A 21,995-nucleotide genomic window follows, 5' to 3' on the forward strand; every position below is an offset into this window, starting at 1 on the left:
TTACCCTGTTAAATGGATTGCGAAACGACATTAAAGGGAGAGATGAAGATGAAAAAATTCGCTGCAATTGCTGCCATCATGATGATGACCACCGCGCCGGTCTTTGCTGCTCAGGGCGGTTTTACTGGCCCATCGGCCACGCAGACCCAGACGCAAACTCAGCAGGGCGGTTTTGTCGATAACAACGCCAACCTCACCACCGCGGCAAAAGTGAAAGACCTGAAGGACGATGCCTGGGTGAAGCTGCGCGGGAACATTACCGAGCGCCTGTCCGATGACCGCTACACCTTCCGCGATGAGACCGGCACGGTCAACGTGGAGATTGACCACAAGCGCTGGAACGGCGTGACCGTCACCCCGCAGGATAAAGTGGAAATCCAGGGCAAGGTCGATAAAGAGTGGAACGATTTTGAAATCGACGTGAAGCAGGTTATTAAGCTGAACAAATAACCCGAAAAGGGCCGCAGATGCGGCCCTTTTTCTTTGTGACTCAACTCGCCAGATAAGGTAGTATCTGCGGCAATATTGCCTGAAACCCTTCGGTTTCTGAGTTGAGGAATCACACGTAATGAGCGATATGGCAGAGCGCCTCGCGCTACATGAATTCACGGAAAACGCCTACCTGAACTACTCCATGTACGTCATCATGGACAGGGCGTTGCCGTTTATCGGAGATGGCCTGAAGCCCGTTCAGCGCCGCATCGTCTATGCGATGTCCGAGCTGGGCCTGAGCGCCAGCGCCAAGTTCAAGAAATCCGCCCGTACCGTCGGTGACGTGCTGGGTAAATACCATCCGCACGGCGACAGCGCCTGTTATGAAGCGATGGTGCTGATGGCGCAACCGTTCTCTTACCGCTACCCGCTGGTGGACGGGCAGGGGAACTGGGGTGCGCCGGACGATCCGAAATCCTTCGCGGCGATGCGTTATACCGAATCCCGCCTGTCTAAATATGCCGAAGTGCTGCTGGGCGAGCTGGGTCAGGGAACCGTTGACTGGGTACCAAACTTCGACGGTACGATGCAGGAGCCGAAGATGCTGCCTGCGCGTCTGCCGAACATCCTGCTGAACGGCACCACCGGTATCGCGGTCGGTATGGCGACGGACATTCCGCCGCATAACCTGCGTGAAGTGGCGAAAGCCGCCATCACCCTGATCGAGCAGCCGAAAACCTCGCTGGACGAGCTGCTGGATATCGTGCAGGGGCCGGACTATCCGACCGAAGCCGAAATCATCACCTCGCGCGCGGAAATCCGCAAAATCTACCAGAACGGCCGCGGCTCCGTGCGCATGCGCGCGGTGTGGAACAAAGAGGACGGCGCAGTCGTCATCACCGCGCTGCCGCATCAGGTTTCCGGTGCCAAAGTGCTGGAGCAGATCGCCTCCCAGATGCGCAATAAAAAGCTGCCGATGGTGGACGACCTGCGCGACGAATCTGACCACGAGAACCCGACCCGTCTGGTGATCGTGCCGCGCTCGAACCGCGTGGACATGGAGCAGGTGATGAACCACCTGTTCGCCACCACCGATCTGGAAAAAAGCTACCGCATCAACCTGAACATGATCGGCCTCGACGGACGCCCGGCGGTGAAAAACCTGCTGGAGATCCTCACCGAATGGCTGACGTTCCGCCGCGATACGGTACGCCGTCGTCTGAATTACCGTCTGGAGAAAGTGCTTAAGCGCCTGCATATTCTCGAAGGTTTGCTGGTGGCGTTCCTCAACATCGACGAAGTGATTGAGATCATCCGTACCGAGGACGAGCCGAAGCCGGCGCTGATGTCGCGCTTTGGCATCAGCGAAACCCAGGCCGAAGCGATCCTCGAACTGAAGCTGCGCCATCTCGCCAAACTGGAAGAGATGAAGATCCGCGGCGAGCAGAACGAGCTGGAAAAAGAACGCGATCAGCTGCAGGCGATCCTCGCGTCCGAGCGCAAGATGAACACCCTGCTGAAGAAAGAGCTGCAGGCCGATGCAGACGCCTTCGGCGACGACCGTCGTTCTCCGCTGCACGAGCGCGAAGAAGCGAAGGCGATGAACGAACACGACATGCAGCCGTCCGAGCCGGTGACCATTGTTCTGTCGCAGAGCGGCTGGGTGCGTAGCGCCAAAGGCCACGATATCGACGCGCCGGGGCTGAGCTACAAAGCGGGCGACAGCTTCAAAGCGGCGGTGAAAGGTAAGAGCAACCAGCCGGTGGCGTTTATCGATTCCACCGGTCGCAGCTACGCCATTGACCCGATCACGCTGCCTTCCGCGCGCGGGCAGGGCGAACCGCTCACCGGCAAGCTGACGCTGCCGCCGGGTGCGACGGTCGACCATATGCTGATGGAAGCCGATGATCAGAAGCTGCTGCTGGCGTCCGATGCGGGCTACGGCTTTATCTGTACCTTTAACGATCTGGTCTCCCGCAACCGCGCCGGTAAGGCGCTGATCAGCCTGCCGGACAACGCCCACGTAATGGCGCCGCTGGTGATTGAGAACGAAAGCGACATGCTGCTGGCGATCACTACCGCCGGACGTATGCTGATGTTCCCGGTCAGCGATCTGCCGGAACTGTCGAAAGGCAAGGGTAACAAGATCATCAACATCCCGTCGGCGGAAGCCGCGAAAGGCGAAGATGGCCTGGCGCACCTCTTCCTCCTGCCGCCGCAGAGCACGCTGACCATTCACGTCGGCAAGCGTAAGATCAAGCTTCGTCCGGAAGAGCTGCAGAAAGTGGTGGGTGAGCGCGGTCGCCGCGGCTCGCTGATGCGCGGCCTGCAGCGCATCGACCGCGTGGAGATTGACTCTCCTGCACGCAGCGCCGCGGGTGACAGCGAAGAGTAATGTCGTGATATCCCCCTCTGCCCGGAGGGGGAATTTCAGTAAAATTTCCCGTAAAATCGTTGTTAATTCGTGCGTTGCGATTAACAATACGCGCTCGTAATAAAGTCCTTACCTGGCCACAGGTGAAGTATAATTGTCAGCTGTTGGGGCTTCAGAGGTCGCTATGCTATATATTGTTCGTCTTATTCTTACCGTTATCTACTGCATTCTGGTCTGTATTTTCGGCTGCATCTATTGCCTGTTCAGTCCGCGAAATCCTAAGCATGTTGCCACCTTCGGCCATATGTTCGGTCGCCTTGCGCCGCTGTTTGGTCTGAAGGTTGAAAAACGTCTGCCTGAAGGGGCGGAGAATTTCGGTAACGCCATCTATATCGCTAACCATCAGAACAATTACGATATGGTGACCGCCGCAAATATCGTTTTGCCGCCGACCGTGACGGTGGGGAAAAAAAGCCTGCTGTGGATCCCGTTTTTTGGCCTGCTGTACTGGCTTACCGGTAACCTGCTGATCGACCGTAACAACCGTGCAAAAGCGCACAGCACCATTGCGGAAGTGGTGAATCATTTTAAAAAGCGCAGAATCTCAATCTGGATGTTCCCGGAAGGAACGCGCAGCCGCGGCCGCGGCCTGCTGCCGTTTAAAACCGGTGCGTTTCATGCTGCAATTGCGGCAGGTGTTCCAATTATTCCCGTGTGCGTTTCCAATACTTCGAATAAGATTAATCTTAACCGCCTGAATAACGGGCTGGTGATTGTCGAAATGCTGCCCCCCGTCGATACCAGCAAATACGGTAAAGACCAGGTGCGCGAGCTGGCAGCGCACTGCCGTGAGCTGATGGCTCAGCATATTGCGCAGCTCGACAAAGAAGTCGCAGAGAGAGAAGCCGCCGGTAAGATTTAATCCGGCGTTGAAGGGAAAACGAATTCCCGCGTTGTTAGTCGTTTCAGATGGAGCTTATATGTCACTCAGTCGGCGTCAGTTTATTCAGGCTTCCGGGATCGCCCTTTGTGCGGGTGCGATGCCGCTGACAGCCAGCGCCGCCGGGCAGCAACAGCCGCTGCCTATTCCGCCATTAATTGAATCTCGTCGTGGCCAGCCGCTTTTCCTGACGCTGCAGCGCAGCCACTGGTCCTTTACCCAGGGGACGCGTGCGTCTATCTGGGGCATTAACGGACGTTATCTTGGGCCGACCATACGCGTGTGGAATGGCGATGACGTAAAGCTCATCTACAGCAACCGAACCCCTGAAAATGTTGCCATGACCGTCAGCGGCTTACAGGTTCCAGGCCCGTTGATTGGCGGCGCGGCGCGAATGATGTCACCCAGCGCCGACTGGGCGCCCGTTCTGCCGATTCGCCAGAGCGCGGCAACCCTGTGGTATCACGCCAACACGCCTAACCGCACGGCACAGCAGGTCTATAACGGTCTGGCCGGAATGTGGCTGGTGGAAGATGAGGTCAGCAAATCCCTGCCGATCCCGAACCACTACGGCGTGGATGACTTCCCCATTATCATCCAGGACAAACGTCTGGATAATTTCGGTACGCCGGAATACAGCGAGCCGGGTAGCGGCGGCTTCGTCGGCGATACGCTACTGGTCAACGGCGCGCAAAGCCCGTATGTCGAAGTCTCGCGCGGCTGGGTGCGCCTGCGCCTGCTCAACGCCTCCAACTCGCGCCGCTATCAGCTGCAAATGAGCGATGGCCGCCCGCTGCACGTGATCTCCGGCGACCAGGGCTTTTTACCTGCGCCGGTTTCCGTCAAACAGCTGGCGCTCTCGCCAGGTGAACGTCGCGAAATTCTCGTGGATATGACCAACGGGGATGAAGTGTCGCTGACCTGCGGCGAAGCGGCGAGCATTGTTGACCGTATTCGCGGGTTCTTTGAACCGTCGAGCATACTTGTCTCGACCCTGGTGCTGACCCTGCGTCCAACCGGTCTGCTGCCGCTGGTGACCGATAGCCTGCCAATGCGTCTGCTGCCGCAGGAGATCATGAGCGGCTCGCCGGTGCGCAGCCGTGATATCAGCCTGGGCGACGATCCGGGGATCAACGGCGCGCTGTGGGACGTCAACCGCATCGACATTACCGCGCAGCAGGGCACCTGGGAGCGCTGGACGGTTCGTTCAGATATGCCGCAGTCGTTCCACATTGAAGGGGTGTCATTCCTGATCCGCAACGTCAACGGCGCGATGCCGTTCCCGGAAGATCGCGGCTGGAAAGATACCGTCTGGGTAGACGGTCAGGTTGAACTGCTCGTCTACTACGGTCAGCCTTCGTGGCCGCACTTCCCGTTCCTGTTCCACAGCCAGACGCTGGAGATGATGGACAGGGGCTCCGTGGGGCAGATGCTGGTGAATCCGGCACCGTAAAACGAGTCGGGTGGCGGCTTCGCCTTACCCGACCTACAGGCCCGTAGGCCCGGTAAGCGTAGCGCCACCGGGCAATAAATACCCCTTCATTTCCCACATTGATCCAGCGTATAATCCCGCTCCTTTTGTCTATTTTTTCTTCGGAAGCATTATGAGCGCAATTTCCCTGATCCAGCCGGATCGTGACCTCTTCTCCTGGCCCCAGTACTGGGCGGCCTGCTTTGGACCGGCGCCGTTCCTGCCGATGTCCCGTGAAGAGATGGACCAATTGGGCTGGGACAGCTGCGACATCATTCTGGTCACGGGCGATGCTTACGTTGACCATCCGAGCTTCGGTATGGCCATCTGTGGCCGTATGCTTGAAGCGCAGGGCTTCCGCGTGGGGATCATCTCCCAGCCTGACTGGAACAGCAAAGACGACTTTATGCGTCTGGGTAAGCCGAACCTGTTCTTCGGCGTCACCGCAGGCAACATGGACTCGATGATCAACCGCTATACCGCCGACCGTAAGCTGCGCCATGACGACGCCTACACGCCGGATAACGTGGCGGGTAAACGCCCCGACCGCGCGACCCTGGTCTATACCCAGCGCTGTAAAGAAGCCTGGAAAGACGTGCCGGTGATCCTGGGCGGCATCGAGGCGAGCCTGCGCCGCACCGCGCACTACGACTACTGGTCAGATACCGTTCGCCGCTCGGTGCTGGTGGATTCCAAAGCCGACATGCTGATTTACGGTAACGGCGAGCGTCCGCTGGTGGAAGTGGCGCACCGTCTGTCGCAGGGTGAACCGGTGAGCAGTATCCGCGACGTGCGCAATACCGCGATCATGGTGAAAGAGGCGCTGCCGGGCTGGAGCGGGGTGGATTCCCGCATCATTGATATGCCGGGCAAAATCGACCCGATCCCGCACCCGTACGGCGAAGATCTGCCGTGTGCCGATAACAAGCCGGTTGAGCCGAAAAAAGCGGAAGCGAAGGCTATCGTTGTGCAGCCGCCGCGCCCGAAACCGTGGGAAAAGACCTACGTGCTGCTGCCGTCCTACGAGAAGGTGAAAGCCGACAAGGTGCTCTACGCGCACGCGTCCCGTATTCTGCACCATGAAACCAACCCGGGCTGCGCCCGCGCGCTGATGCAGAAGCACGGCGAGCGCTTTATCTGGATCAACCCGCCGGCGATCCCGCTCTCCACCGAAGAGATGGACAGCGTCTTTGCGCTGCCGTACAAGCGCGTGCCGCACCCGGCGTACGGCAACGCCCGTATCCCGGCGTATGAGATGATCCGCTTCTCGATCAACATCATGCGCGGCTGCTTCGGCGGGTGCTCGTTCTGCTCCATTACCGAACACGAAGGCCGTATTATCCAGAGCCGCTCTGAAGATTCGATCATCAATGAGATCGAAGCGATTCGCGACTCGGTGCCGGGCTTTACCGGCGTGATCTCTGACCTCGGCGGTCCAACCGCGAACATGTACATGCTGCGCTGCAAGTCGCCGCGCGCGGAGCAAACCTGTCGTCGCCTCTCCTGCGTCTATCCGAGCATTTGCGAGCACATGGACACCAACCATGAGCCGACGATCAACCTCTACCGCCGCGCGCGTGACCTGAAGGGCATCAAGAAGATCCTCATCGCTTCCGGGGTGCGTTACGACATCGCCGTGGAAGATCCGCGCTACATCAAAGAGCTGGCGACGCACCACGTCGGCGGCTATCTGAAGATTGCGCCGGAGCACACCGAGGAAGGCCCGCTGTCGAAAATGATGAAGCCGGGCATGGGCAGCTACGACCGCTTTAAAGAGCTGTTCGACACCTACTCAAAGCAGGCGGGCAAAGAGCAGTATCTGATCCCGTACTTCATCTCCGCGCACCCGGGCACGCGCGATGAGGACATGGTGAACCTGGCGCTATGGCTGAAGCAGCGTCGCTTCCGCCTGGATCAGGTGCAGAACTTCTATCCGTCGCCGCTCGCCAACTCGACGACCATGTATTACACCGGCAAGAACCCGCTGAGTAAGATTGGCTACAAGAGTGAAGAGGTGGTGGTGCCGAAAGGGGATAAACAGCGTCGTCTGCACAAGGCGCTGCTGCGTTACCACGATCCGAAAAACTGGCCGCTGATCCGTCAGGCGCTGGAAGAGATGGGTAAAAAACACCTGATCGGCTCCCGCCGCGACTGCCTGGTACCGGCCCCGACGCTGGATGAGATGCGCGAAGCGCGTCGCCAGAACCGCAATACGCGCCCGGCGCTGACCAAGCACACGCCGATTGTGCATCAGCGTTCGAACGGTAATTCGAGTGTGAAGAAACCCCTGAAGCGCAAAGCGTAAATAAAAAACCCCGGCAAGCCGGGGTTTTTTATGTCGACACGTAGGCCGGGTAAGGTGAAGCCGCCACCCGGCTTTTTTACGCGATTAACCGCCAAACTGGTCCGGATCCGGCCCAAGCCGCTTGCCCTTATCCAGCTTCGCAATCTCACCCAGCTCATCTTTATCCAGGCGGAAATCCCAGACGTCGAAATTCTCGGCGATGCGCGATGGCGTGACCGATTTCGGAATGACCACCAGGCCGTTGTCCAGATGCCAGCGAATAACGATTTGCGCCGGGGTTTTACCGTATTTATCCGCCAGCTCACGGATAATCTTTTGATCAAACACCCCTTCGCCGCCCTGCGCCAGCGGGCTCCAGGACTCGGTCTGGATTTTATGCGTGGCGTTCCAGGCATGAAGCTGGCGCTGCTGCATCAGCGGGTGCAGCTCGATCTGGTTAATCACCGGCGCAACGCCCGTTTCGTCAATCAGCCGCTGCAGGTGATGAACCTGGAAATTACAGACGCCGATGCTTTTCACCAGCCCCTCTTTTTGCAGTTCAATCATCCCTTTCCAGGCATCAACGTAGTGATCGATAGCCGGAACCGGCCAGTGCATCAGCCAGAGATCGACGAAATCGAGCTGGAGCTTTTCAAGGCTCTCCTGCAGGGCTTCGCGGGGGCGTTTTTGATCGTCGTTCCAGAGTTTAGTGGTGATGAATAACTCATCGCGGGGGACGCCGGCGCTGGCGAGTGCCTTACCCACGCCGTCCTCGTTTTTGTATGCGGCAGCGGTATCAATGGACCGATAGCCGACTTCCAGGGCTTTATGAATGGCGGAGACGACCTCGTCGTTACCGGCTTTCCATACACCTAGCCCCAACTGGGGCATCACGTTGCCGTCCTGCAGCTTGATTACGGTTTGGTTTGCCATTTTTCCTCCTTCAGGTGCGCATCGCCGGAGGGTTCCTCCGGCGATGGGGTGTGCATTAAGTCTGGACGAAATGTCAAAAAACGAAAGTCGGGAGGGCAAAAACGCTTAGCGCGCCGCTTCGTAGATGCGACGGCTCACGTCCAGCGTAATGTCGCCGTGCTCGCCCAGGTGGGTCATGCCGTGTTCTTCGAGTTTCGCCAGCAGGGCAGGGATGGAGCTGCCGTCCAGACCGTAGCCGGACAGGCGCGTTGGCACGCCCAGACCTTCAAAGAAGCTGCGGGTCGCTTCGATGGCGGCATCAATACGCGCATCGTCAGAACCCTCGGTGATGTTCCACACGCGCTCGGCGTACTGCAGCAGCTTGGCGCGCTTGGTATCGCGTTTTTCGTTCCACAGGGCAGGCAGCACAACGGCCAGCGTCTGAGCGTGGTCCAGACCGTGCATTGCCGTCAGCTCGTGGCCCAGCATGTGGGTTGCCCAGTCCTGCGGCACGCCAGCCCCGATCAGGCCGTTCAGCGCCTGCGTTGCGGCCCACATTACGTTGGCACGCACGTCGTAGTTTTCCGGCTCTTTCAGCGCTTTCGGGCCGTCTTCGACGAGCGTCAGCAGAATGCCTTCCGCGAAGCGATCCTGAATTTTGGCATTCACCGGATATGTTACGTACTGCTCAACGGTATGAACAAAGGCGTCGACCACGCCGTTCGCCACCTGACGCGCAGGCAGGGTGTAGGTGTAAACCGGGTCCAGAATGGCGAATACAGGCTGAACGTGTTCGTTCATAAAGGCTTGTTTGTCGCCGGTGGTTTTACGGGAGATCACCGCGCCCTTGTTGGATTCAGAGCCGGTCGCTGGCAGGGTCAGCACGGAGCCCATCGGGATGGCGCTTTTAATGTCGCTGCCGCGGGTTTCCAGGATGTGCCACGGATCGATGCCGTCAGCGTAGTGCGCTGCCGCCGCGATGAATTTGGTGCCGTCCAGCACGGAGCCGCCGCCGACGGCCAGCAGGAAGGTGATGTTTTCTTCGCGGGCGATTTTCACCGCGTTCATCAGCGTTTCGTAAGACGGGTTTGGCTCGATGCCGCCGAACTCACGCACGTCCAGACCGTCCAGCGCGCTGTAAACCTGATCCAGCACGCCGGTTTTTTTCACGCTGCCGCCGCCGTAGGTGATCAGTACGCGGGCGTCAGCAGGGATCTGCTCGCGCAGATCGGCGATAGCGTCTTTACCAAACAGAATGCGGGTTGGGGTGTGAAGATTAAAGTTGTTCATTGCTCGTTCCCTTTAGTGGGTGAAAAACCGTGGTGGCGCGGAGGGCTACCTGATGCTGCACATTGTGGCCGCCCGGGGCTATCCTCTCAATGCACATTCCTGCCGATGTCTTGCCCATTTCTACAGAGCGCTGGAGAAAGCATGGAAAACGACGCACACTGTTAACGTCGAAAACCGTATCCGGAGTAACGCAAGATGAACCGTGAGGCTATCTGCCAGCAGCTCACTGCGCAGATTAAGAGATTGATAGATAATGATAATCGTGCCAGCGATCTGCTGCCGGACATTCGCCTGCTCTATGGCACGCAGCCGGGGACGCGCACGCCGGTCATGTACCAGCCGGGCATCGTTTTTCTCTTCTCGGGCCATAAAATTGGCTATATCAACGAGCGCGTGTTCCGCTACGACACCAATGAATATCTGCTTCTGACAGTACCTTTACCCTTCGAATGTGAAACCTTCGCGACAGAGGCCGTTCCGCTGGCGGGTATTCGCGTCAACGTTGACATCCTTCAGCTGCAGGAGCTGCTGATGGAGATTGGCGAAGATGAGCTCTTCCAGCCGTCAATGGCGTCGAGCGGGATTAACTCGGCGACGCTGTCGGAAGAGATCCTCTGCGCCATTGAGCGTCTGCTGGACGTCATGGAGAGGCCGCTGGACGCGCGCATTCTGGGCAAGCAGATTATCCGCGAAATTCTCTACCACGTGCTGTTGGGCCCGGGCGGCGGGGCGTTACTGGCCCTGGTGAGCCGACAGACCCACTTCAGCCTGATAAGCCGCGTGCTCAAGCGTATCGAAAGCCAGTACACGGAAAACCTCAGCGTCGACCAGCTGGCGGCGGAAGCGAACATGAGCGTCTCGGCGTTTCACCATAATTTTAAATCGGTGACCAGCACCTCGCCGCTGCAGTACCTTAAAACCTATCGGCTGCACAAGGCGCGGATGCTGATGATCCACGACGGCATGAAGGCCAGCGCGGCGGCGATGCGGGTGGGTTACGAAAGCGCGTCGCAGTTCAGTCGGGAGTTTAAGCGCTATTTCGGCGTTACGCCGGGAGAAGATGCATCACGCATCCGAACGATGCAGGGAGCCTGACGGGAAATGTAGGCCGGGTAAGCGATAGCGCCACCCGGCTTTGTTGAATTATGCGCTGCAGTACTTCTTCTTAATCACTACCGCGATGGTCCCTACCAGCCCTGCCACCAGCAGGAACATCGGCAGCACCATCAGGAAGGTCATCACCTGATCTTCGTGGTGTTTCACAAAGGGGATCATATTCAGCGCGTAGCCGAGCGTGGTGACTACACCTACCCACAGCAGGGCGCTCAGCCAGTTGAAGAACTGGAAGCGGCGGTTCGACAGACCGGAAATGCCCGCCATGGTAGGCAGAAGCGTGCGAACAAACGCCAGGAAACGCCCCGCCAGCAATGCCAGCAGGCCGTGCCGATCGAACATGCAGGTCGCACGCTGATGATATTTATGAGGTAACTGCGCCAGCCAGCCTTTCACGACGCGGGTATTCCCCAGCCAGCGGCCCTGCAGATAGCTCAGCCAGCAGCCCAGGCTGGCGGCGGAGGTGAGAATAACCATCGTTGACGTGAAGTCCATAACGCCTTTGCCGATTAACGCCCCGGCCAGTAAAAGCAGGCTGTCACCGGGAAGAAATGAGGCTGGCAGTAATCCATTTTCCAGAAACAGCGTTGCGAACATCACGAGATAGACGATACCGACGACGTGAGGATCCGCCAGCGCGGCAAAGTCGTGATGCCAGAGCGCCGCGATAATATCTTGAATAACAGCCATGGACTTTCCTGTGGAACAGCAGATATAGCGCTATTGTACTCCCTTATTCGCCCTTCGGGTTTGATCCCGGGCGCAACTCATGCAGACTTTTCTGCTTGCGGTGTCCACAAAAGCGTCCAGGGAGTACATTTTCAGCCAGCACTCTACACGATACGCTCGAACCCTGCTGCTAAATCGGCAATCAGATCGTCAACATTTTCTAAACCGATATGCAGTCGAATCAGGGTACCGCTGAAGTCCACTTCTCCGCCGGGGCGCAGAGCCGCAACCTGTTCCGGCTGGTTAGGCAGGATCAGGGATTCAAAACCGCCCCAGGAGTAGGCCATGCTGAAGAGGGTAAAATTATCCAGATAGCTCGCCAGCTCGTCGTTATTCAGCCGTTTTTTCAGCACGAACGAGAACAGACCGCTGCTGCCCGTAAAGTCACGCTGCCAGAATTCGTGGCCTTTACTGCCCGGCAGCGCGGGGTGATTAACGCGCTCAACCAGCGGATGCTGCGCCAGCCATTCGGCCACCTTCAGGCTGCTTTCATGGTGCTGACGCAGGCGAACGCCCAGCGTGCGGATACCGCGACTGGTCATGTAGGCCGTGTCTGCATCCACCATCTGGCCCATCAGATAGGCATTTTCTCGCAGCTGATCCCAGCAGCGCGCGTTGGAGACCGCAGTGCCAATCATGCCGTCAGAGTGGCCTATCAGGTATTTCGTCGCCGCCTGAATCGAGATATCAATGTCGAATTCCAGCGCTTTGAACAGCACGCCTGCCGCCCAGGTGTTGTCGATCATCACGATCGCCTCTGGCGCTTTGCTGCGCACGGCCTTCACGATAGCCGGCACGTCGTGAACTTCCATTGTGAGTGAACCCGGAGATTCCAGGAACACAATGCGGGTGTTTGGCTGAATAAGTTCGGCAATGCCTTCACCAATCAGCGGGTCAAACCAGCCGGTGGTCACGCCGAGCCTGCTGAGGATTTTGGTGCAGAAGTCCTGGCTGGGCTCGTAGGCGGTGTTGGTCATCAGGATATGATCGCCCTGTTCCACAAACGCCAGAATGGTGTTGGCGACCGCAGCCGCCCCGCACGGGAACAGCGCGCAGCCCGCGCCGCCTTCCAGCTCGCACATCGCCTCCTGCAGAGAAAAATGGGTTAGCGTGCCGCGACGGCCATAAAACAGCCCGCCTTTCGCGCGGTTGCGCGTGGCGATTTTTTTCTCCTCAACGGTACCAAACACCAGCGAGGAGGCTCGTTGAATCACGCTGTTGACCGATCCCTGAGTATATTTTTTGCTGCGTCCTGCCTGTACCAGCGTGGTATCAAGATGCTTTTTTGTCATGTTCGCTAACCCTGTTTTTTATACGTCTGGACGTCCAGACTACCACGATTGGAAAAACTGCACCCGGAGGCTTATCGAATAAGCAGAAAATATTAGCAAAAAAGCGCATAAGAAATTTTTACTGCGTAAGCGCAAGGAAAGTGAGCGAAAATTACGGCACCATGCAAATACTAATGAGAACTACTATCAATTCGACGACGTTTTGATATTATTACGCTCAGATTTTGTGATTTGCGTCCTGGAGATACAGAGTGGGTAATAATTTGATGCAGACGGATCTCTCCGTTTGGGGCATGTATCAGCATGCTGACATCGTGGTTAAGATTGTGATGATCGGCCTGATTCTGGCGTCCGTTGTCACCTGGGCTATCTTCTTCAGCAAAAGCGCCGAGCTGCTTTCGCAGAAGCGTCGCCTTAAGCGGGAACAGCAGCAGCTGGCTGAAGCCCGCTCTCTGGATCAGGCTTCAGACATGACCTCATCCTTCCATGCGAAAAGCCTGACCACCCTGTTAGTGAATGAAGCACAGAACGAGCTGGAACTCTCCGCTGGCAGTGAAGATAACGAAGGCATTAAAGAACGTACCGGTTTCCGCCTGGAGCGTCGCGTTGCGGCCGTTGGCCGACACATGGGACGCGGCAATGGTTATCTGGCGACCATCGGTGCGATCTCGCCGTTCATCGGTCTTTTCGGTACGGTCTGGGGCATCATGAACAGCTTTATCGGTATCGCGCAGACCCAAACCACCAACCTGGCGGTCGTGGCGCCGGGTATCGCCGAAGCGCTGCTGGCGACGGCAATCGGTCTGGTAGCCGCTATTCCGGCGGTAGTTATCTACAACATCTTCGCGCGTATGATTGGCAACTACAAAGCCACGCTGGGTGACGTTGCCGCGCAGGTTCTGCTGCTGCAAAGTCGCGATCTCGACCTGAATGCCAGCTCGGTTAAGCCGGTGCATGCGGCGTCTAAACTGCGCGCAGGTTAATAGTATGGCGATGCGTCTAAACGAAAATCTGGACGATAACGGCGAAATGCATGAAATCAACGTGACGCCGTTTATCGACGTTATGCTGGTTCTGCTGATTATCTTCATGGTGGCTGCGCCGCTGGCGACGGTGGATGTGAAGGTCAATTTGCCTGCCTCTTCCAGCCAGCCGCAGCCGCGCCCGGAGAAGCCTATCTACCTGTCGGTGAAGGCGGATAAATCCATGTTCCTCGGGAACGACCCGGTGACGGCCGACTCGGTCATCCCGGCGCTGGAGCAGCTTACCGGCGGTAAGAAAGACACCACGGTCTTCTTCCGGGCGGATAAAACCGTTGATTATGAAACCATGATGAAGGTAATGGACACGCTGCATCAGGCGGGTTACCTGAAGATTGGACTGGTCGGCGAAGAGAAGGCGGCCTCGAAGTGATAAAGAAGCTGGCGAAAGCCGGCTTTTTTTATGCCTGTCGGTTTATGCGTTTTTGCTATCCGTCGGTGCGGTAGGGGGTGTTGTCAGCGCGTCCTCATCAAGCGCCACGCAGGTGACGTTTGAGGTACGGTACTCACCGTCTGACAGCTTGCGCGTCAGGCGCAGGGTGGCGATTTCTCTCGCAAGCAGGTACTGATAATTGGCCTCAAGACGTCCGAGGATCTTCTCTTTCAGTTCTGGCCGCTGTTCAATGATGGCGTTCATCACGGCACCGTATATTTCTTCTTTAACCTGTAGCGGATAAATTTCACGGCGATTCTGCCATTTCAGACGAACCAGCGTCGCCGGGATCGATACCAGGTCTTGTGTAATACGCGTCATCTCGTCATTTTTTGTTTTTCTGAGTGCGTCGAGATTTTGCTTTAAGATAAATTCATCACTTTTTTTATCATCTAAAGTCAAATAAACGTCGTTATTTTTAACTTCTTTCACGTTAATCTTCCCCCAGGGTATAAAAAATTGGGTTATTTTTTTCGCGCGTAATTAAGTTAAGCCAAATTTCATTGCCCGCTTCATTAATTTCTTCAGTTTTCTCGGCTATTATTTGACTTAGTTTCTGGGCATCTATTTCACCTTCGGCCTGCAGGTCATTCAGCAGGTGGACAAAGGCTTCAATTTTTATGGCGCGAAATAAGCGGTCTTTTATATGGCGATCGTGCTCTTCCAGCAACATATTTCGGGATTTGCCAGTTCGGGAAACACCAATTAATATATCGGGCTCGAAATCAGAGAGCTTTCTTTTCCCCTGAGTGAAACTGGCCTCTTTTTCTGCTTCCGTCGGTTGCTGTTCCACAGGCGTGATGTGGTACTTAGCCGGGACGAGATAGTCGGGCAGCATTTTTAATTTCCTTTAATTTCAACAGGGTGGGGTTGGTAAAGGCGTGAGATTCGTTGACAATATCATGAGGCAAATTTAAAATCAAAAAAAATGGAGCCTACCCATGAACAGCATCTTTTTTACGGTCATCACATTACTATTACTGACCGCTGGTGTTCTTTTATTGATGCAGGAGTTCAATAAAACGAAAGTGTCGGAAGACGCCAGTGAACCCCCGCAACCTGAACTGATGACAAAAGAGGAAGGTGAAGACCATTTCTCTGTATTGATGAACTCCGTTACGCCTGTCTGGTACTGGCGGGTGAACCACGAATATATCGACTTTTTACACGCGACAATTAAACGCATGAAAATGTCGGAAATTAATGACACACCTGGACTGTTTGAGGCGCAGCGTCGCTGCAGCGACCTGAATTCAGCAGTGTATAAATATTATGACAATATCAAAAAGCGCTGCCTTAACGGCGAGAAGGTATCTTATTCCGATCTGGACGTATTAAATTTGCGGCAGTGTTTTCGCGAGTTCAGCCTGGAAGCCTATCCTGAGCTGGTGGCGCTTGTCTGGCCGGAGTACGCACGTCCCGAGGTTAACCCGGACAACGTCTGAGTGACGTACCGTTGAGTTATTGCAAACAGTCAGCGCCGTTGAGATATACTGGGCGCTGGTTTCTTTTGCAAACAGGACTTTATGGAACGCTTTTTTGAAAATGCCATGTACGCCTCTCGCTGGATACTGGCTCCCGTCTATTTTGGCCTTTCGCTGGCACTTGTCGCGCTGACGATTAAGTTCTTTCAGGAAATCTGGCATGTTCTGCCGAACATTTTTTCCATTGCCGAAGCGGATTTGATTCTGGTTCTGCTGTCGCTGGTGGATATGACCCTGGTGGGCGGGCTGCTGGTGATGGTGATGTTCTCCGGCTACGAGAATTTTGTCTCCCAGCTTGATATCGACGAGCGTAAAGAGAAGCTCAGCTGGCTGGGCAAAATGGATGCTTCGTCGCTGAAGAATAAGGTCGCCGCGTCGATCGTGGCGATCTCCTCCATCCACCTGTTGCGCGTGTTTATGGACGCGAAGAACGTGCCGGATAACAAGCTGATGTGGTACGTCATCATCCACCTGACGTTTGTGCTGTCTGCGTTTGTGATGGGGTATCTGGATAAGATCAGTAAGAAATAATTTCCCCTCACCCTAACCCTCTCCCACAGGGAGAGGGCCGGGATGAGGGCATCAGACCGCACTATTTATCCGACGACGCCTGCCACAGATTCAACTCCCCATCCGCAACATGCCGATCGATTCTTTCCAGCTCATCTTCGCTAAAGTGCAGGTTCTCCAGAGCCTGAACATTCTCTTCCAGCTGTTCCGGGCGGCTTGCGCCAATCAGTACGGACGTCACGCGCGCATCTTTCAGCAGCCAGCTTAGCGCCATCTGCGCCATGGTCTGACCGCGGGCGTGCGCCATCTCATTCAGCAAACGCAGGCTTTCCAGGTTGGCGTCGGTCAGCATCTTCTGCGTCAGGCCGCGCGCTTTATTCCCTTCGCGCTGCATGCGTGAACCTTCAGGAATACCGTTCAGGTATTTTCCGGTCAGCAGACCCTGCGCCAGCGGGGTAAAAGCGATACACCCCGTACCGTTTGCTTCCAGCGCATCCAGCAAGCCGGTCTTATCGACCCAGCGGTTAAGCAGGTTATAGGACGGCTGGTGGATCAGCAGCGGGATTTTCCACTCGCGCAGCAGCTCGGTCATTTTTTGCGTGCGCTCGGTCGAGTAGGAGGAAATGCCCACATACAGCGCTTTGCCGCTCTGCACGGCGTGGGCCAGCGCAGAGGCCGTCTCTTCCATCGGCGTGTTTTCATCCACGCGGTGGGAGTAGAAAATATCCACGTACTCGACGCCCAGACGCTTCAGGCTCTGGTCGAGGCTGGCGAGCAGATACTTACGCGAACCGCCCGAACCGTACGGCCCAGGCCACATGTCGTAACCCGCCTTGGTGGAGATAATCAGCTCGTCGCGGTACGCGGCAAAATCCTCGCGCAGCAGGCGACCGAAGTTCTCTTCCGCGCTACCCGCCGGCGGGCCATAGTTATTGGCGAGATCGAAATGGGTGATGCCGAGGTCGAAGGCTTTTCGCAGCAGCGCGCGCTGGGTATCAAGAGGCTGGACGTGGCCGAAGCTGTGCCACAGACCGAGCGAAAGCGCGGGCAGGCGCAGACCGCTCTTTCCACAGTAGCGGTACTGCATATGTTCATAGCGGGTAGCGTCAGGGTACCAGGACATGATGTCTCCTTTTCTTATCGATAATTTTTTGAAACGTCGTTTTCATTCTGAACTTATCACATCACAAAGAGCGAAGATAATGGTTAACGGCGGCTGTGCGACCAGTGAAGCCACGCTAATTAAAAATGATCACAAAACGTTATAATTTCCCTCGTTCCTGCCGATAACGAGAGTAGTACTCGCCTCTGGGCGAACTCACCCTCACGGCAAGGAAGACTTATGAATATGCTCCGTAATTTCACGATCCGCTTCGTCATGCTGATGATTCTCGGGATCTTTTGTTTAATGTGGGCGGGCGTTGGCTTGTACAGCACCTGGTCCCTTTCTCGCGTAACGGATGGCAATGAAGTCGATCGCCAGCTGGTTAAACAGATGACGGTACTCAGCCAGGGCAACGATCAGTATTTCCGCTTTGTGACCCGTCTGAGCCGCGCGATGGAAGTTAAAGCCGCAGGCGGCACGCCGGATTTGGCCTCTGCCCAACAGGCGCTGGATAACATGGGCAAGAAACTGGCCGAGATGAAAGCGATCTCCCCAGGCCCGATGGATGAGCAGATCTCTTCCCGGGTGATCGGCACCTGGCAGGCGCTGCTTGAACAGGGCGTCACGCCGCAAATGCAGCAGGCGAAGCAGGGGGCTCTGGACGGGTATCGCCAGCAGGCCAATAACGTCACGCCTCCGCTGAGCCGGGCATTCGGCGCGGCCGCTGAGGAATTCAACAATGCTGCCGCGAAGTCGCTCGACAGCACCCGCGTGGTGGTGGACGGCCTGACAAGCATGACCCGCACGGTGATAATCGTCGCCACGATTATCGGCCTGCTGATCCTGCTCTTCACCGACCGCTACCTGGTGGCGATGCTGGTCAAACCGCTGGACCGCATTCGCCAGCAGTTCCGCCAGATTGCCCAGGGCGATCTCAGCCAGCCCATTGAGCCGTTTGGCCGCAACTGCGTGGGGCAGCTGGTGCCGCTGCTGAGCGCCATGCAGGACAGCCTGCGCGAAGCGGTCAGCACGATTCGCTCCGGCAGTGAAAATATCTGGCGCGGCGCGACGGAAATCTCCAGCGGTAACAACGATCTCTCTTCCCGTACCGAAGAGCAGGCGGCTGCGCTGGAAGAGACGGCAGCCAGCATGGAGCAGCTGACCGCCACGGTGAAACTGAACGCGGAAAGCGCGCGTCAGGCAAGCCAGCTGGCCGATGTGGCCTCAACCACCGCCAGCCGCGGCGGTTCGCTGGTGGAAGAGGTGGTGACCACCATGAGCGGAATTTCGGAAAGCTCGAAGAAAATTGCTGAAATCACCAACGTGATCAACAGCATTGCCTTCCAGACCAATATTCTGGCACTTAACGCGGCGGTTGAAGCGGCGCGCGCGGGCGAGCAGGGTCGTGGCTTCGCGGTGGTGGCAGGTGAAGTTCGCAACCTGGCAAGCCGCAGCGCCAACGCGGCTAAAGAGATCGAGGGGCTGATTACCGACTCCGTTTCCCGCGTAGAGCAGGGGGCGAAGCTGGTGGGCGACACCGGCACCACCATGGATGCCATTTTGCGTGACGTGACGGAAGTGACGACCATCATGAAGCAAATCGCTTCCGCCTCTGAGGAGCAAAGCAAGGGCATTTCGCAGGTCGGGATTGCCATTACCCAGATGGACGGTGTTACCCAGCAAAACGCCTCGCTGGTGGAAGAGGTTTCCGCGGCGGCGGCGGCGCTGGAGCGCCAGACCGAAGATCTTCAGCGCTCGGTGCAAAAGTTCCGCCTGACGGCATAACGCAACGTTGCAAGGCCGCCTTGTGCGGCCTTGCATTATTAACGCCTTTCCCATTCAGCGCGCGCTGAAACTGCTATTCTTTTGCTAATCCCCCTGACGTTCTGGACTCTCTTCTATGAGGTGTTGCTATGAACAGATCGTTATCAGTTATCCCTGTTCTCTCTTTCATATTTCTGATGCTGTTCTCGGTTTTTGCCAGTGCGACCCAGCAGGCGCAGGAACGGCGCGTGGCGCGTGATGTCAGGCAGGAAACCCGCGACGCGTCACGGCAGGTGAAGCAGACCTGCGTGGCGAACAATAACCAGAGCAATCACGACTGCCGTCAGGACAAGCGTCAGATGAAACAGTCCGGAAGACAAAAAGCGCGGGACATTAAGTATTAATCAGATTTGCGAGACGGCTTCCGGGAATGCCCCTTGTCGCCTCGCGCTAATCGCAGTATCTTCTTGCCGCGCCTGCAAAATCAGGCGTCGGGATTGACCTCCTGGTATAAGTTACAGGTGACATGGATTACTATGTCGCGCGCACGGTTTCACCTCAATGGCGGACCGGGCGGGGGCGTCGAAAGACGCGCCGGTTTCCTGTAACGCCGGTAAGGTCAACCTCGTCTGGCTCCGCCACCCGTGAGATTGACCTCTCCGATGGCGGATATAAATACCGTTACAGGAGGCTGCCATCATGGCTACAACCCCAACCCAGACACACGCGTTATTTACCACGCCGTTTTCTCATACCACCGATTTCACCGAGCTGGATAAATACGCCGGAAGGTCATATCGCGATTAATTAAGATTGTTTTATGCCGCCGGGCGGCGGCTGCGCCTTGCCCGGCCTACGTTATTATTTTCATTTGTTAATGTAACAATATATTTGGCATTTTATGCACCATAAATACGATGGCTATTAATATAGTCTTAAGCTTATCCCTGCATTATTAATTTTCTTATTGTATCGGAAATAATACAGTCTATGAAAAAGCTCTATATCGTATTGGCCGCCATGGCAGGCCTGGCTATGGTCAATTCCGCCATGGCGCAAAGCGTCACCGTGGATGTCCCGAGCGGTTATAAAGTGGTGATTGTCCCGTCATCCACCACGGTTCCGCAGGCGGTGACCGTTGTGCCAGCACCGTCACAAACTGTCTATGCCGCGCCAGCTCCGGTTTATCACCCGCGTGCGCGGCATGTGGCGAGCGTGGCGGAAGGGATGGTGATTGAGCATCAGTACGACGATCATCATTGATGCTTCGCCCGGGTAGTACATCCGGGCCTATTTTGATGCACCTCTCACGCTGTTGCGTTTAATCCTGCTGTTGCAATTCGGGAAATCGGGTTTCCCGTTGCAGATGCCACTTCTGCGATACGCTTAAATGATGGGTTACCGTTTGGTGAAAGTGATTTGTAGAGTGATTCGCGGGAAATACCTGCACGTTTTGCGATGACGGTCATCCCGCCAGAGGCTTCAATAACATGCCGTAAAGCCAGCATGAACGCCTCATAGCCTCCGGGCTCGTCAATTTCAATGAAAGCCTGATGAAGATAAACGGGCGCGAAATCCGGAGAATCTTTCAGGAGTTGTACCATTGCGTCATCATGAAGTACTGATTTAGCCATTGCGATTTCCTCTTATATTCTGCGCTTGTAGTCGTTGAGGTACTCAACGGCCCTTTCAATATCTGCATTTTGCTTTTTCTTCGTTCCAGTCAATAACACCAGACTCACTGCGCCATTTGCCGGATCGGAGACTTCGCTGAAATAGACACGGTAACCCGGCCCCTGGTTAATTCTGAGCTCTGAAACGCTCTCTCTGCATGGTTTGCAATCACCATAGTTACCCGTTGACATTCTGGCGACACGCGTAGCAATCATGGCTTTTGCTATGGGATCTTTCACACTTCTCAGATAGGCATCAAAAGGGTCGTACCCGTCAGCTGTGATGTAGTGTTTAACCTTAGCCATTATTGTAGCCTGTAGTTTACGATAAGCAAATGCATTGTAATCTTCAGGCTACGACAGGCAACTGTTCACAGGGTTGTGACAGTGGGGAAGATGTGATTTCTGAAAGCGGATCGCAAAAATGAGAGACCGCTGTGCCCGGCCTTTCTCAGCATCGCCCTCAGCAATGCGGCAGCAGGCTAAGCGCCTGCTTAACCGCCGCCTGCAAACGAGATTCCGGAACACCGTCCCGGGCCTGCACCGACAAACCATGTAAAAAGACGGCAAAAAAGTCTCCCAAACTCTCCGCATCGGTCGTATCCGGCAGTTCACCGTTATGCACTGCCTGATGGAGACGGTCGATGATCTGCTGCGTACGCTGCAGGCGATGCTGTGCCAGCCAGGTTTTGAGCGTTTCATTTTCCGCACTGACGCTGGCAGCAGAGGCCACCACCATACATCCTTGAGGCAAATCCGGATGGCAGTACAGATGAACCGCATCCATTAACAGCGTCTGGATGGTATCCCGCACGTTGCCACCTGCGGATAAGGCCCGATCCGCAAAACCGCCTTCCTGTTTTTCGTAATCGGCGATAGCTTCCCGAAAGAGCTGCTCTTTTGAACCGAACGCCTTGTAAATCCGTGCCGATGCAATCCCCAGCTCCGCCACCAGATCCGACATTGAGGTTCCTTCATAACCCTGTCGCCAGAACAGGTTGCGCGCTTTGATAAGCGCCTGGTCACGATCGAACTGGCGCGGTCTGCCTGCCATTTTGTTGCTCCGGTTGGTCCTGAATTCAGTGAAACAGGATCGCCTAAATCATCTGGATTACCAATGAATTTATAATTTTCGCTTGCGGTTATCCG

The 21,995-nt window shown here is 56.1% G+C and carries 23 protein-coding genes; 13 read left to right on the forward strand and 10 right to left on the reverse strand.

The features are described from left to right. Nucleotides 1-48 precede the first annotated feature (48 nt). The 5 genes from V4835_RS03965 (at nt 49) to V4835_RS03985 (ending at nt 7,522) form a co-directional block, all read left to right on the forward strand. On the forward strand, nt 49-450 hold the full coding sequence (locus V4835_RS03965) for a YgiW/YdeI family stress tolerance OB fold protein (RefSeq protein ID WP_063145597.1): 402 nt from the start codon (nt 49-51) through the stop codon (nt 448-450). A gap of 118 nt (nt 451-568) precedes the next feature. Continuing rightward, complete coding sequence (gene parC, locus V4835_RS03970) at nt 569-2,827, forward strand: DNA topoisomerase IV subunit A (protein WP_063145585.1); 2,259 nt, start codon at nt 569-571, stop codon at nt 2,825-2,827. A gap of 163 nt (nt 2,828-2,990) precedes the next feature. Continuing rightward, on the forward strand, nt 2,991-3,728 hold the full coding sequence (gene plsC / locus V4835_RS03975; protein WP_063145584.1) for a 1-acylglycerol-3-phosphate O-acyltransferase: 738 nt from the start codon (nt 2,991-2,993) through the stop codon (nt 3,726-3,728). A gap of 58 nt (nt 3,729-3,786) precedes the next feature. Then, a complete protein-coding gene (gene ftsP / locus V4835_RS03980) occupies nt 3,787-5,199 on the forward strand; it encodes a cell division protein FtsP (protein ID WP_063145583.1) in 1,413 nt (470 codons plus the stop codon). Nucleotides 5,200-5,350: 151 nt separating this feature from the next. After that, nucleotides 5,351-7,522, forward strand: a complete 2,172-nt coding sequence (locus V4835_RS03985) for a YgiQ family radical SAM protein (protein ID WP_331411245.1) — start codon at nt 5,351-5,353, stop codon at nt 7,520-7,522. Nucleotides 7,523-7,606: 84 nt separating this feature from the next. Here the strand turns inward: V4835_RS03985 and dkgA are convergent, their stop codons facing one another. Both dkgA and yqhD read right to left on the reverse strand, forming a co-directional pair. Next, nucleotides 7,607-8,434 carry a 2,5-didehydrogluconate reductase DkgA gene (dkgA, locus tag V4835_RS03990; RefSeq protein ID WP_063145581.1) on the reverse strand — a complete coding sequence of 276 codons (828 nt, stop codon included), beginning with the start codon at nt 8,432-8,434 and terminating at the stop codon, nt 7,607-7,609. A 105-nt stretch (nt 8,435-8,539) separates the two neighbouring features. Further along, nucleotides 8,540-9,703 (reverse strand): alcohol dehydrogenase, encoded by a 1,164-nt coding sequence (gene yqhD, locus V4835_RS03995; protein WP_063145580.1) that lies wholly within the window; start codon nt 9,701-9,703, stop codon nt 8,540-8,542. Nucleotides 9,704-9,898: 195 nt separating this feature from the next. Between yqhD and V4835_RS04000 the strand changes: the two genes are divergently transcribed. After that, nucleotides 9,899-10,798 (forward strand): AraC family transcriptional regulator, encoded by a 900-nt coding sequence (locus tag V4835_RS04000; RefSeq protein ID WP_063145579.1) that lies wholly within the window; start codon nt 9,899-9,901, stop codon nt 10,796-10,798. A gap of 48 nt (nt 10,799-10,846) precedes the next feature. On the opposite strand, the gene yghB is transcribed toward V4835_RS04000, so the two are convergent. Together yghB and metC are read right to left on the reverse strand one after the other, a co-directional pair. Further along, on the reverse strand, nt 10,847-11,506 hold the full coding sequence (yghB, locus tag V4835_RS04005; protein WP_063145578.1) for a DedA family general envelope maintenance protein YghB: 660 nt from the start codon (nt 11,504-11,506) through the stop codon (nt 10,847-10,849). Nucleotides 11,507-11,649: 143 nt separating this feature from the next. Then, entirely contained in the window at nt 11,650-12,837 is a 1,188-nt protein-coding gene (gene metC, locus V4835_RS04010; RefSeq protein ID WP_331411246.1) for a cystathionine beta-lyase, read from the reverse strand. A gap of 251 nt (nt 12,838-13,088) precedes the next feature. On the opposite strand from metC, the gene exbB reads away from it, so the two are divergent. After that, nucleotides 13,089-13,820, forward strand: coding sequence for a tol-pal system-associated acyl-CoA thioesterase (gene exbB, locus V4835_RS04015; protein WP_063145576.1), 732 nt, complete (start codon nt 13,089-13,091; stop codon nt 13,818-13,820). 4 nt (nt 13,821-13,824) lie between these two features. Further along, entirely contained in the window at nt 13,825-14,250 is a 426-nt protein-coding gene (exbD, locus tag V4835_RS04020) for a TonB system transport protein ExbD (RefSeq protein ID WP_023309173.1), read from the forward strand. 42 nt (nt 14,251-14,292) lie between these two features. Here exbD and V4835_RS04025 read toward each other — a convergent pair whose 3' ends face one another. Together V4835_RS04025 and V4835_RS04030 are read right to left on the reverse strand one after the other, a co-directional pair. Continuing rightward, a complete protein-coding gene (locus tag V4835_RS04025; RefSeq protein ID WP_063145575.1) occupies nt 14,293-14,742 on the reverse strand; it encodes a hypothetical protein in 450 nt (149 codons plus the stop codon). Between the two features lies 1 nt (nt 14,743). Beyond that, nucleotides 14,744-15,148: a hypothetical protein gene (locus V4835_RS04030; protein ID WP_063145574.1), complete on the reverse strand. Its 405-nt coding sequence runs from the start codon at nt 15,146-15,148 to the stop codon at nt 14,744-14,746. A gap of 103 nt (nt 15,149-15,251) precedes the next feature. Here V4835_RS04030 and V4835_RS04035 point away from each other — a divergent pair, with 103 nt between their 5' ends. After that, complete coding sequence (locus V4835_RS04035; RefSeq protein WP_063145573.1) at nt 15,252-15,755, forward strand: ESA_00282 family adhesion-associated protein; 504 nt, start codon at nt 15,252-15,254, stop codon at nt 15,753-15,755. 81 nt (nt 15,756-15,836) lie between these two features. Continuing rightward, complete coding sequence (locus V4835_RS04040) at nt 15,837-16,325, forward strand: TIGR00645 family protein (RefSeq protein WP_047347852.1); 489 nt, start codon at nt 15,837-15,839, stop codon at nt 16,323-16,325. A gap of 61 nt (nt 16,326-16,386) precedes the next feature. Here the strand turns inward: V4835_RS04040 and V4835_RS04045 are convergent, their stop codons facing one another. Continuing rightward, nucleotides 16,387-17,427, reverse strand: coding sequence for an aldo/keto reductase (locus V4835_RS04045; RefSeq protein ID WP_331411247.1), 1,041 nt, complete (start codon nt 17,425-17,427; stop codon nt 16,387-16,389). A 219-nt stretch (nt 17,428-17,646) separates the two neighbouring features. Here V4835_RS04045 and V4835_RS04050 point away from each other — a divergent pair, with 219 nt between their 5' ends. The 3 genes from V4835_RS04050 (at nt 17,647) to V4835_RS04060 (ending at nt 20,436) form a co-directional block, all read left to right on the forward strand. Then, nucleotides 17,647-19,194: a methyl-accepting chemotaxis protein gene (locus V4835_RS04050; RefSeq protein ID WP_331411248.1), complete on the forward strand. Its 1,548-nt coding sequence runs from the start codon at nt 17,647-17,649 to the stop codon at nt 19,192-19,194. Between the two features lie 128 nt (nt 19,195-19,322). Further along, the gene (locus V4835_RS04055) at nt 19,323-19,577 is read left to right on the forward strand and encodes a hypothetical protein (RefSeq protein WP_024906521.1); all 255 of its coding nucleotides are present in this window, start codon (nt 19,323-19,325) and stop codon (nt 19,575-19,577) included. 586 nt (nt 19,578-20,163) lie between these two features. Next, nucleotides 20,164-20,436 carry a hypothetical protein gene (locus V4835_RS04060; RefSeq protein WP_331411249.1) on the forward strand — a complete coding sequence of 91 codons (273 nt, stop codon included), beginning with the start codon at nt 20,164-20,166 and terminating at the stop codon, nt 20,434-20,436. A gap of 44 nt (nt 20,437-20,480) precedes the next feature. On the opposite strand, the gene V4835_RS04065 is transcribed toward V4835_RS04060, so the two are convergent. The 3 genes from V4835_RS04065 to V4835_RS04075 form a co-directional block, all read right to left on the reverse strand. After that, on the reverse strand, nt 20,481-20,807 hold the full coding sequence (locus V4835_RS04065; protein ID WP_023333393.1) for a helix-turn-helix domain-containing transcriptional regulator: 327 nt from the start codon (nt 20,805-20,807) through the stop codon (nt 20,481-20,483). Nucleotides 20,808-20,819: 12 nt separating this feature from the next. After that, entirely contained in the window at nt 20,820-21,152 is a 333-nt protein-coding gene (locus V4835_RS04070) for a type II toxin-antitoxin system RelE/ParE family toxin (RefSeq protein WP_331411250.1), read from the reverse strand. Nucleotides 21,153-21,309: 157 nt separating this feature from the next. After that, the gene (locus V4835_RS04075; RefSeq protein ID WP_331411251.1) at nt 21,310-21,900 is read right to left on the reverse strand and encodes a TetR/AcrR family transcriptional regulator; all 591 of its coding nucleotides are present in this window, start codon (nt 21,898-21,900) and stop codon (nt 21,310-21,312) included. Nucleotides 21,901-21,995: the final 95 nt, after the last annotated feature.

Origin of the sequence: Enterobacter cloacae complex sp. CARB60 (assembly GCF_036487345.1) — a bacterium.
GTDB lineage: Bacteria > Pseudomonadota > Gammaproteobacteria > Enterobacterales > Enterobacteriaceae > Enterobacter > Enterobacter asburiae_D.